Below are 11,815 nucleotides of genomic sequence, written 5' to 3' on the forward strand. Positions count from 1 at the left end.
AACGAGGTTCGACCATGCGCAGGATTTTCTTGTCGCTCGCATCCGTGGCCGCACTGGCCCTCGCCGGCTGCGGCGGCTCTTCCGATAACGGCCAGCAGGCCGCGGGTGGCACGCCTGAGGCGCCGGCCGGCCCGGCCAATGCCGTCACCGGCAGCGTTTCCCTGCGTGATGCGGGCGCCCAGCTTTCACCCGATGCCAAGCTCGACCTGAAGCTGATCGACGTCAGCACCGAAGGCGCGCAGCCGCTGGCCACGAAGACGATCGCCCCGGTGACCCTGCCGGTTCAGTTCCAGCTCGACTTCAACGCCACGGACCTCAATCCGAACGACATGTACATTGTCGAGGTGTCGCTGCAGGACGGTGATCGCCACTATTCCTCGCCGCTGAAGACGCCGGTCCTGACCAAGGGCGCGAAGAACGTCGCGAACATCCAGCTGGTCGGCGAAGCGACGCCGGGCGAGAAGGAGCTCAACGGCTTCAACAGCGTCAAGAAGAACATCGGTGGCATGAAGGTCACCCAGGGTACGGCGCTGAAGGACGGCGAGTCCCACGGTTGGCAGATTTTCAAGAAGGGCAACGACGTGCAGTTCGTGCGTGAGCTCGTCGACTACGGCGACAAGGGCTTCACCGCGACCGACTATGCCTACAAGAACGGCAAGCCCTGGGTCATCGTTCAGGAGAAGAAGCCGAGCAAGGACGGTAAGCCGACCTCGACCGAGCGCGCTGGCTGGAACGAGGCCGGCGACCTGGTCCTGAAAGAGAACCAGGCCGGCAGCAAGACCGACTTCCTCTCCGACGACGCCGCCAACGATCTGCGCAAGCAGGCCGAAGCGATGTACGCGAAGGCCGGCGGTAACAGCAAGAAGTAAGCATCGCTTACCGCTCGCAAAGAAAACGCCGGCCCAGTGCCGGCGTTTTTTATGGGCGCAAGGCAGACGTCATGGGCGCAACGCAGAAAACTGTAGGAGCCGCTTCAGCGGCGAACCCTCTGTCTGTCCCGGATACGAAAAAGGCTTTGCGCCTCATCGTGCGAGCGGTTGAACCGCCGGCACGATGGGATGCAAAGCCTCGTTCGTTACATCTGCCCCTAAGGGTCCGCCGATGAAGCGGCTCCTACAGGGGCGTGTGGTTGGATCAGAAAGCCATCTTCACGCCGAGGTTGAGGCTGTTGTTGCGCTGGGTGTCGTCGCCGAAACGGCCGCTGTAGGCAGCCCAGGCGCTCCAGGTCTGGTTGAAGTCGGCGGTGAGGCCGAGATCCGCCGTGGCCCAGGTCTTGTCCGGGGTGAAGCCCTGGATGTCGAAGCGACCGCTCATGCTCATCAGGCCGGCGGTGACATAGCGGGCGTCGGCACGACCGTCGTGGTTGTAAGCGACTTCAGCGAACGGGTGCAGTACGGTGTTGCCCGACTGCCAGGAACCCTGCACGCGCCAGCCACCGGTTTCGATGCGGGAGTTGCGGATCTGCTTGCCGAAGTTCATCGCCGTGCTGTCGCCGCCGTACTCGTTGTAGCCGAACACGCGCAGCTGCTCGAAGGCGAGGCTGACGAACGGGCCCGTCTTCAGCGTCTCGCTACCGAACCACCAGCCGCCCTGCAGACCGCCACCGACATGCGAACCGTCGGTCTTGCCGGTTTCCGTGCGGCGCGCGGCGCCGAGGTCGATGCGACGATCGATGTCGGTGAAGCTCAGCTGGCCGAAGCTGGCAAAGCCGCCGATGTAACCGCCGCCGGCGTGATAGAACGCGTAACCCGAACCCGCGATGTCCGTCATCTTATAGCCGCCACCGCCAGAGAAGTCGGCGTTGGTCGAGGCCACGCCGAGGGCGACGCCCACGGAGATGTTTTCGTTGACCTTGGCGTCAGCACCAAGGGTCAGGTTGACGTTGTCGCTGTCTGCCTTGGGCGAGGTATCGGTGGACTTGAAGCGCTGCTGGCCGTAGTCGGCCGAGGCGAACACGCGGGTGTCGGCGCCAAAGTTGTCGGCCATCATCTGGTTGCGCAGCACACGGGTGTGGGCTTCGCTGGTGGCGAGGCCGGCCTCGCCGAGCAGCGAGATCTTCTGCGGCGCTTCGATGATCGAGATCGCGTACTGGCCGAGCAGCGCGTGCGCCGCCGTGGTCGGGTGGATGCCGTCGGCGAACAGGTAGGTCGAGGCAGCGTTCGGATCGCGGAGGGTGGCCGGCGTACAGGTGATCGAGCTGGCCGTGGTGCAGGCCGGAACGGTCACGTTGGTGAAGCCGTACGTGCCCGGGCTGGCGATGACTTCGTTGAGCAGGGCGTAGGTGTCGATCGGCACGATGCCGCGCTGGGCGGAGGCCAGGCCACCGGAGAGGATGCCGTTGTAGACCTGGGTCAGCTGGGTGATGCCGGCCGACGCCGCGGCGCCCTGCGACATGGCCGCCGGGGTCTTGCCCACGTCCGGCAGGTTGAAGACGACGATGGTCTTCGCGCCGGCAGCCTGCAATGCCTTGATCTGGCCGACTTCCTGGGTGGCGGCGGTGGCCACGACGACCTGCGCGGTCGCCGGGTTGGCCGTCGCGGCGAGGAGGTCGTTGGCGCCGATCCACATGGTGTACAGCGTGTTCGGGTTGGCCTTGCCGCCGTTGGCGGTCAGGTACTGCTGGATCTGCGAGCCGGTGCCCGGGACCGGGTTCGGGATCGTGGCGCGGGCGCCGCCGTAAGCGTAGTCGGTACCGCCCGCCAGGGAAGGCGTCAGCGACAGATTGAAGTGCTTGGCGATGTTCTCGACGGCCGTCGAGCCCGGATTGGTGGTGAAGCGGGCGATCACCGGCGAGCCGGACAGGATCGAGACGTTGCCGCTGTCGCTCAGGCTGTCGCCGAACGAGACGACCTGCTGGAATCCGTCGGCGTGCGCCCCGGCACTGAACAGAAGGGCGGCACCGATGGCACCGGCAAGATGGCGAATACGCATGTGGTTCACTCCGTGTGTGGGGCGTTAGAGAAACGTTACGGTAATAGAAGCCATACGCCGGCGCATGCTGCGCCGCCGCACTGGCCGAGCCGCTTCGCGGCGAACATGAAATGGGGGAGCCGCTTCAGCGGCGAAAAGCCAACAAAGCGGTGTAGCCGCAGCCCCATCGCCGGCGCAGCCGGCTCCCACAACGAGCGAAAGCGTTGAGGAAAATCTCGGATCTTGCCGAATCGGAGCCCATCCATCCGGCCTCGAAGCGGCCGGATGGATGCTGAGCCTTACTTCTTCTGCGCGCGGTTGAAGGCGTCGGCGAAGGCGCTGTTCGCCGGTGCGGCGACCGGCTTGGGCGGCTGCGGCGAACGATTGCCACCACCGCCACCCTGGCCACCGCGGCGGTTAGCACCACCGCCGGTCGCGGCATCGCCACCCTGCGCCGGACGACCACTGCGGGCCTCACCCGGCACGTCGTCGAGACGCATGCTGAGGGCGATGCGCTTGCGCGGCAGATCCACTTCCATGACCTTGACCTTGACCACGTCGCCAGCCTTCACCGCATCGCGCGGATCCTTGACGAAGGTGTGCGACAGCGCGGACACGTGAACCAGGCCGTCTTGATGGACGCCGATGTCGACGAAGGCCCCAAAGGCGGCAACATTGGTCACCCGGCCCTCGAGCACCATGCCGACGGCGAGGTCCTTCAGGTCCTCGACACCTTCGGCGAAGCTGGGCGCGACAAACTCCGGGCGCGGATCGCGGCCGGGCTTCTCGAGCTCCTTGAGGATGTCGCGCACGGTCGGCACACCGAACGTCGCGTCGGTGAAATCTTCCGGCTTGAGGCCACGCAGGAACGAGGTATCACCGATCACCTGCTTCACTTCACGGCCGCACTGCTTGAGGATGCGTTCGACGACCGGGTAGGCCTCGGGATGCACCGAGCTCGCATCGAGTGGGTTGCTACCGGCGGAAATGCGCAGGAAGCCGGCGCACTGCTCGAAGGCCTTGTCGCCGAGGCGAGGCACCTTGAGCAGGTCCTTGCGGCTGGGGAACGGACCGTTGGCATCGCGATGCTTCACGACGTTCTCGGCGACGCTGGAAGACAGGCCGGCGACGCGCGCGAGCAGCGGTGCCGATGCCGTGTTGACGTCGACACCGACGGCGTTGACGCAATCCTCGACGCGGGCATCCAGGGCGCGTGCGAGCTTCACCTGGTTCACGTCGTGCTGGTACTGGCCGACGCCGATGGCCTTCGGCTCGATCTTCACCAGCTCGGCAAGCGGATCCTGCAGGCGGCGCGCAATGGACACGGCACCGCGGATCGACACGTCGAGTTCAGGGAATTCCTTCGAGGCAAGCTCGGACGCGGAGTACACCGACGCGCCGGCTTCGCTGACGACGACCTTGGACAGGTTGAGGTCGGCGTGCTTCTTGATCACTTCTGCCGCCAGCTTGTCGGTCTCGCGCGAGGCCGTGCCGTTGCCGATCGCGATGAGGTTCACGCCGTGTTGCTTGCTCAGCTGCGCGATGCGCGCCACGGACTGATCCCACTGGTTGCGCGGCTCGTGCGGATAGATCGTATCGAAGGCGAGCAGCTTGCCCGTCGCATCGACGATCGCGAGCTTGCAGCCGGTGCGGATGCCCGGATCCAGGCCCATGACGGTTTTCGCGCCGGCGGGCGCGGCAAGCAGGAGATCTTTCAGGTTGTCGCCGAAGACGCGGATGGCTTCGTCCTCGGCACCTTCGCGCACGCGGCCGAACAGGTCCAGCGTGAGGTGCAGATGCAGCTTCACGCGCCAGGTCAGGCGCACGGTCTCGCGCAGCCAGGCATCGGCGGCACGGTTGCGGTTGACGATGCCGGCGCGCGCGGCGACGCGGCCTTCGCCTTCGGCGTGGCCCTGGTCGGCGTCCACGCCGGGATTGAGGTCGATCTCCAGCACGCCTTCATTGCGCGCGCGCATGAGGGCGAGCAGGCGGTGCGACGGAATCTTCGACACGGCTTCGCTGTGGTCGAAATAGTCACGGAACTTGGCGCCTTCGTTTTCCTTGCCGGCGACGACGACGGCACGGATCTGACCCTTGTCCCACAGCCAGTCGCGAAGCTCGCCAACGAGGGCGGCGTCTTCCGCGATCGACTCCATGAGGATGGCGCGCGCGCCGTCCAGCGCCGCCTTGGTATCGGCGATGCCCTTCTCGGCGTCGACGAAGCCTGCGGCGACGGTTTCCGGATCCTGGGTGGGGTCGTCGCGCAGGCCGAGCGCCAGCGGCTCGAGGCCGGCTTCGCGGGCGATCTGGGCCTTGGTGCGGCGCTTGGGCTTGTACGGGAGGTAGAGATCCTCCAGGCGTGCCTTGGTGTCGGCGCTGAGGAGGTCCGCCTTGAGGGCGTCGGTCATCTTGCCCTGTTCGACGATGCTCTCGAGGATGGCGGCGCGGCGGTCTTCCAGCTCGCGCAGGTAGCGCAGGCGCTCTTCGAGCAGCCGCAGCTGAATGTCATCAAGACCGCCGGTCACTTCCTTGCGGTAGCGGGCGATGAACGGCACCGTGGCGCCGCCGTCGAGAAGTTCGACCGCCGCGCGCACCTGTTCGGGCTTCGCGGCGATGTCCTGGGCAATTCGTTGTTCGATGCTCTGCATGTGGTTCCTGTGCGTTGCTCGGCCGGCCGAAACGTCGGGTCGAGCCGTGGATGATAGCAAGCACAGGTAAGACCCCGACCCGGCGGCCGGGTCGGGGCGACTCGATCAGGCGTCGAAGCGGCCGCTGTCGCCGTTGCGGGGCGCGGCGACGGGCGCCGGGGCCTCGTTCGCGCGACCGGTCAGCACGTAGGTGCGGGCCAGCAGGTCATGCACGCCCTGCTTGCGCTGGGTGAAGGCGGCGACCACGTAGCAGATCAGCGGGAGTGGTACCGGAAAGCGCAGCACATTGGTCAGGCGCACGGCATTGCGGCCGGCGCTGCGGGCGAGCGAGATGCGCTGGCCGTCCGTGTCGGTGACGCGGATGCCGACCGCCATCTTGCCCGGCGTGGCCTGCCACTTCGAGGCCTCGAAGACGGTGTAGTAGACGTAACCGATGACCATCAGCACGTAGGTGATCGGCAGCATCGCCGCGGCATAGGCCTGGAAGGCCGCGACCTGGTCGGTCTTCATCTGCTCGAGGAACGCGGTCGCGATGGTGCTCAGTCCCATGCCCAGGCTGATGGCGGTGAACGGCACGATGAGGATGAGGTAGTCGATCACCCAGGCGCCGAAGCGCAGCCAGAAACCGGCGTACTCGGGCGTGGCCACGTCGGTGACACCCATGAACGGCGGCGGGGAAGGTGGCATGGGCGGCACGCCGTCGGCGACGTTCGGACGCTCGTCGGGGAACAGCTCGCCCAGCGGGCGCCAGTCGACCATGCCGTCGTACCAGCCCAGTTCGTCGGGACGGCAGGTGCCGTCGCGCAGCCACTGGCGGATCTCGTCATCCGTGTAGGGGCCGAAGCGTTCACCGTTGCGTCCGATCCAGACTTGCATGGTCTACCTTTTCACTGATGCGCTGACAGGCGCCGATGATGCCAGATGGACCGGGGCGCCGCCGACTGCGGTTCGGCACATGCGCCTACGCAGCGCGACGCTTCAGGTGAACCAGCAAGAGCGAGATCGCCGCTGGCGTCACGCCGCTGATGCGAGAGGCCTGGCCGATCGTCACCGGGAGTGCCCGCTTCAGCTTGAGCAATACCTCAGAGGAAAGCCCGCGCACGCGGTCGTAGTCGAAGCCTTCGGGTATCGCCGTGGACTCGTGCCGACGCTGGCGCTCGATCTCATCGCGCTGGCGCTCCAGGTAACCGGAGTACTTCGCCTGCACTTCCACCTGCGTGGCGACCTCGGCGTCGTCCACCGGCGGCCCCAGTTCGGCGACGGCGGTCAGGGTGGCGTAATTCAGTTCCGGACGACGGAGCAGGTCGAGCGCGTGCGTTTCGCGACTCACCGCGATGCCGAGCGAACGCTCGATGGCCGCACCCAGGGCATTGGTCGGCGCCGCCCAGATGCCTCGCAACCGTGCGGTCTCGCGTTCCGCCGCGTCACGCTTGGCCTCGAAGCGACGGAAACGATCCTCCGGAACGATGCCGCGCGCATAGCCGTGCGGTGTCAGGCGGAGGTCGGCGTTGTCCTCGCGCAGGTGCAGACGGTACTCGGCGCGCGAGGTGAACATGCGATACGGCTCGATCGTCCCGTTCGTCGTCAGGTCGTCGATGAGTACGCCGATATAGGCCTCGTCGCGCCGCGGATACCATGGCGCGTCGCCGCGCACGGCAAGCGCCGCGTTCATTCCGGCGATGAGGCCCTGCGCACCGGCTTCTTCGTAGCCGGTGGTGCCGTTGATCTGTCCGGCGAAATACAGGCCCGGAATATTCTTCGTTTCCAGCCACGGGTGCAGGCCGCGCGGATCGAAGTAGTCGTATTCGATCGCGTAACCCGGGCGCGTGATGTGCGCGCGCTCGAAACCGGGGATCGACCTCACCAGGGCGTACTGCACATCGAAGGGCAGCGAGGTCGAAATGCCGTTCGGATAGATCTCGAAGGTGTCGAGCCCTTCCGGTTCGACGAAGATCTGATGCGAGGTCTTGTCGGCGAAGCGGACGACCTTGTCTTCGATCGACGGGCAGTAGCGTGGGCCGACACCTTCAATCTGCCCGCTGTACAGCGGTGACCGGTCGAGCGAGCCGCGGATGAGATCGTGCGTCGCTTCGGTCGTGTGGGTGATCCAGCAGCTCACCTGGCGCGGATGCTCCGCTGCCGAGCCCATGTAGGAGAAGTGCGGCGCGGGATCGTCGCCGGGCTGCTCCTCGAGCACCGAGAAATCGATGCTGCGACTGTCGATGCGTGGCGGCGTGCCCGTCTTCAGGCGCTCGGCGGCGACCGGCAGTTCACGCAGCTTCGCCGCCAGCGTCGTTGCCGGTGGATCGCCGGCACGACCGCCCGCGTATTGCGCCGAACCGATGTGGATCTTGCCGGCAAGAAAGGTGCCTGCCGTCAGCACGACGGCGGGGGCATGGACGTCGAGGCCCATCTGCGTACGCACGCCGGCGACGCGCCCATCGACGAGGAGGAGGTCATCGACGGCTTGCTGGAACAGCACAAGGTTGGGTTGGGTTTCCACCATGAGGCGGATCGCCGCCTTGTACAGCGAACGGTCGGCCTGGCAGCGCGTCGCGCGTACCGCGGGGCCCTTCGAGGCGTTGAGCGTTCGCCACTGGATGCCGGCGCGATCCGCCGCACGCCCCATGGCGCCGCCGAGGGCGTCGATCTCCTTGACCAGATGTCCCTTGCCGATACCACCGATGGCCGGGTTGCAGCTCATCTGCCCGATCGTTTCGATGTTATGGCTGAGCAGCAGGGTACGGGCACCGGCACGCGCCGAAGCGAGGGCGGCTTCGGTGCCGGCGTGTCCGCCACCGACCACGATGACGTCGTAGGTTTCTGTATGTAGCATCGTCTGGATTTGCGCGAGGGGCCGGAGCGGCCATTTTACGCCTGCCGGACGATCGACGCTGCGTTGCAGCGTGACCGGTCGCGGCGGGTCTTGGCACGGCTCGTGCTTCCTATTCCGTGCACTTCACCCGGGCAGACGCTGCGCGATCACACGCGCGCCGAGACCGAACGACAGGGGTTTGGTCGTGTGCCGGGAGAAGGAAGCGGGATGTGGGCAAGGATGCCCCATTCGGTTTATCGAATGAGATCTGGCGCCCGGCGGTCTCAGGAACAGGGGGAATCCAGGATGACCGTGCTGCCGGGCGCCAGAAACCGAGTGACTGGCACGAAGAGCCGAGGCCAACGCCTCGGCTTTTTTTCGTTGAAATGAACACTACACCGTTCGAATGAACTGTGTGTGACTTTTTCGTCAACGAGGTGCTCGATTTCGGCAATTGGTGACGCGGTACGTCAGTTTCTCCCCGAGGGCGAGATCGGGTGTGATCCAGCGCACATTTTTTCTCGCGTCACAGCGTGTGGCACGGGCGATGCATCGCAACATCCTGACCACTGAGGGAAGGGGCCGAACGCCATGAACGCTGTCATGTCCACTAACGAACCCATGATCCGTCACCACGATCTGCTCATCGAATTGGGCAGCCTGGAATTGGCCATGGAAATGCTGAGCGACCGCAATGCGGCGGAACAGGGTCGGCTTCGCCCGCGTATCGAACAGCGCCTCGCGCGTATTCGCGAAGCACTGGCCGGCATGGACGACTGACTCTGGGCTCAGCCCAGGGCGACGCGGGCAAGAATATCGGTGAGATCGCGCGACAGGTCCTTGCGTGACGCCAGCTCGGCGACCACCGCATGCGCCGACTCGCGACGGACGGGCTCCAGGCGCTTCCACCCATTGAAGGCCGTCGCCACACGCGCGGCGACCTGCGGATTCAGAGCGTCGATCGCCACGAGGCGATCCGCCAGCCAGCGATAGGCCGCACCGTCCGCACGATGGAAGCCGCTGGGATTGGCCCGCGCGAAGCTACCAAGCAACGACTGCACGCGATTCGGATTCTTCAGCGTGAATGCATCGTCGCGCTCCAGCGACTGGATGCGTCCAAGGGCCGTCTCGCCCGGTAGCTGCGCCTGCACCGCGAACCATTTGTCCAGCGCCAGGGCATTGCCTTCGTAGCGATGGCGGAAGTGGGCGAACGCGGGAGTCGCCGCGTCGGGATCCACCGTTGCCAGCGTGGCCAACGCGGCCAGCCGATCGGTCATGCCGGGCGCTTCGTCGTATTGCGCGCGAGCCAGCTCACGGGCATGGGCTTCATCGACCAGGGAGAGCAGGTCGAGGACGCGGCGCTTCAGCTGCCGCTGGGCCTGGCTCGTCGCGTCGAGCGCGGCACTGGTCGCTGCGCGTAAGGCCTCGTAACGCGCACGCAGGGCCGGCACGCCGATCCGGCTGGCCAACGCCCGCAACATGGCCTGACGGCTTGCACGGATGCGGTCCGGATCGCGCTCGGGCTGGCGCTCGACGAGTTCGATCTCGCCGGGCGGCGTGAGCAGTTCGGCGAGCAGCGCGTCTTCGACGGAGGGATCGCCGAACAGTTGGGCGAGCGCCCTGGTCCAGGCGCCGATCGCCGCACCATCGACCTTGCCGTCGCGGCAGTCGTCATAGGCCAGGCCGGCGAGTTGCTGTCCGGCTTCCCAGCGGTTGAAGCCGTCCGGATCGTGGCGCAGCAGGACGCCCAGCTCCTCCGGTGCATAGTCGAACTCGAGGATCACCGGCGCGGAGAAGCCGCGCAGCAACGACGGTACCGGTGCGCTGGCGATGTCTTCGAAGACGATGCTGCGCTCGGCGCCGTCGAGCACGATCGTGCGCTCGGTCGCGCCGGCGGTGGCCTCGCCTTCGAGTCGCAGCGGCAGGGCCTTGCCCGAGGCATCGAACAGCGAAAGCCGGACCGGGATCGGCAGCGCATGCTTGACCGTCTGTCCCGCGCTGGCCGGGGTGCGCTGGCGCAGGGTGAGCCGATAGCGTGACTGTGTTGCGTCGTAGCGTGCTTCCGCCGTCAGCCGCGGCGTGCCGGCCTGACCGTACCAGGCCAGGTAGGCGGAGAGATCGGTGCCATTGGCGTCGCCCAGTGACTTCAGGAAGTCCTCGATCGTGGCGGCGTCGCCGTCATGGCGATCGAAGTAGAGATCCATGCCCTTGCGGAAGCCGTCGCGACCGAGGTGGCCGGCGAGCATGCGTACGAGCTCGGAACCTTTCTCGTAGACGGTGGCGGTGTAGAAATTGTTGATTTCGCTGTACTGCGACGGCCGTACGGGATGCGACAACGGGCCGGCGTCTTCGGGAAACTGGGCGCGCCGCAGCAGCGCCACGTCTTCGATGCGCTTGAGCGACACCGAATTCATGTCCGCCGAGAAACTCTGTTCGCGGAATACCGTCAGGCCCTCTTTCAGGCTGAGCTGGAACCAGTCGCGGCAGGTGACGCGATTACCGCTCCAGTTGTGGAAATACTCGTGTGCGACCACGGCTTCGACATGACGGTACTCGTCGTCGGTGCTCGAATCCGGATCGGCCAGCAGGTACTTCGCGTTGAAGATGTTGAGACCCTTGTTCTCCATCGCGCCCATGTTGAAATCGTGGGTGGCGACGACGTGGAACACGTCGAGGTCGTAGTTGCGCCCGTAAGTGCGCTCGTCCCACTGCATGCTGCGGATGAGCGAATCCATCGCGTAGTCGCAACGGTCGATGACATCGGCCTCGGCCCAGATGTGCAGGGCCACCGCGCGGCCGTCGGCCGTGGTGTAGTCGTGGCTGATCCGCTCCAGGCGTCCCGCGACCAGGGCGAACAGATAGCTCGGCTTCGGGTGTGGATCGACGAAACGCGCCCAGTGCCGGCCATCGGCGAGGTCGCCCGTGCCGTCGGGATTGCCGCCGGCGAGCAGCACCGGGAAACGCTGGCGGTCGGCGCGCAAGGTCACGGTGTATTTCGAAAGGACGTCCGGCCGGTCCGGAAAATACGTGATGTGACGGAACCCTTCGGCTTCGCACTGGGTCAGCAGGAAACCGCGATCGCGGCTGCCGGAAAGGTACAGGCCTTCGAAGGCGGTGTTCTCCGCCGGCCGAACCGCCACGCGGGCGCCCAGCGTGCAGCGGTCGGCATCCACGGCGACTTCCAGCACACCGTTGGCGAGGATGTACTCGCCGTCACCCAGCGGACGACCGTCGAGGGTCAGTTCCAGCAGTTCGATGCCTTCGCCGTTCAGGCGAATCGGCTCGTCGGCCTGCCGCACCAGGGTGAGCCGGCTGGTGACCTCGGTATGGTCGATGCCGAGATCGAACTCGAGCACCACGTCTTCCACGGCCCACGCGGGCGGGCGGTAGTCGGCAAGGCGGATGACGGAGGTGGGGGCGTCGGAGCGATCACTCATGGCGG

7 protein-coding genes are annotated in these 11,815 nt (G+C 66.2%); 2 read left to right on the forward strand and 5 right to left on the reverse strand.

What is annotated here, in order from left to right:
• Positions 1–14: 14 nt before the first annotated feature.
• A complete protein-coding gene (locus BJI69_RS08665) occupies positions 15–869 on the forward strand; it encodes a YbaY family lipoprotein (RefSeq protein WP_046968273.1) in 855 nt (284 codons plus the stop codon).
• A gap of 265 nt (positions 870–1,134) precedes the next feature.
• On the opposite strand, the gene BJI69_RS08670 is transcribed toward BJI69_RS08665, so the two are convergent.
• From BJI69_RS08670 to mnmG, 4 genes are all read right to left on the reverse strand, one after another.
• Entirely contained in the window at positions 1,135–2,931 is a 1,797-nt protein-coding gene (locus BJI69_RS08670) for an autotransporter outer membrane beta-barrel domain-containing protein (protein WP_046968274.1), read from the reverse strand.
• Between the two features lie 278 nt (positions 2,932–3,209).
• Entirely contained in the window at positions 3,210–5,558 is a 2,349-nt protein-coding gene (locus BJI69_RS08675; protein WP_046968275.1) for a Tex family protein, read from the reverse strand.
• Positions 5,559–5,663: 105 nt separating this feature from the next.
• Positions 5,664–6,434, reverse strand: a complete 771-nt coding sequence (locus BJI69_RS08680; protein WP_046968276.1) for an RDD family protein — start codon at positions 6,432–6,434, stop codon at positions 5,664–5,666.
• Positions 6,435–6,519: 85 nt separating this feature from the next.
• Positions 6,520–8,394: a tRNA uridine-5-carboxymethylaminomethyl(34) synthesis enzyme MnmG gene (gene mnmG, locus BJI69_RS08685; protein WP_046968277.1), complete on the reverse strand. Its 1,875-nt coding sequence runs from the start codon at positions 8,392–8,394 to the stop codon at positions 6,520–6,522.
• A gap of 582 nt (positions 8,395–8,976) precedes the next feature.
• Here mnmG and BJI69_RS22505 point away from each other — a divergent pair.
• Entirely contained in the window at positions 8,977–9,153 is a 177-nt protein-coding gene (locus tag BJI69_RS22505) for a hypothetical protein (protein WP_154670740.1), read from the forward strand.
• 8 nt (positions 9,154–9,161) lie between these two features.
• Here the strand turns inward: BJI69_RS22505 and pepN are convergent, their stop codons facing one another.
• Positions 9,162–11,810, reverse strand: a complete 2,649-nt coding sequence (gene pepN / locus BJI69_RS08695) for an aminopeptidase N (protein WP_046968279.1) — start codon at positions 11,808–11,810, stop codon at positions 9,162–9,164.
• Between the last annotated feature and the right edge of the window lie 5 nt (positions 11,811–11,815).

The organism is Luteibacter rhizovicinus DSM 16549 (assembly GCF_001887595.1).
GTDB classification, from domain to species: domain Bacteria; phylum Pseudomonadota; class Gammaproteobacteria; order Xanthomonadales; family Rhodanobacteraceae; genus Luteibacter; species Luteibacter rhizovicinus.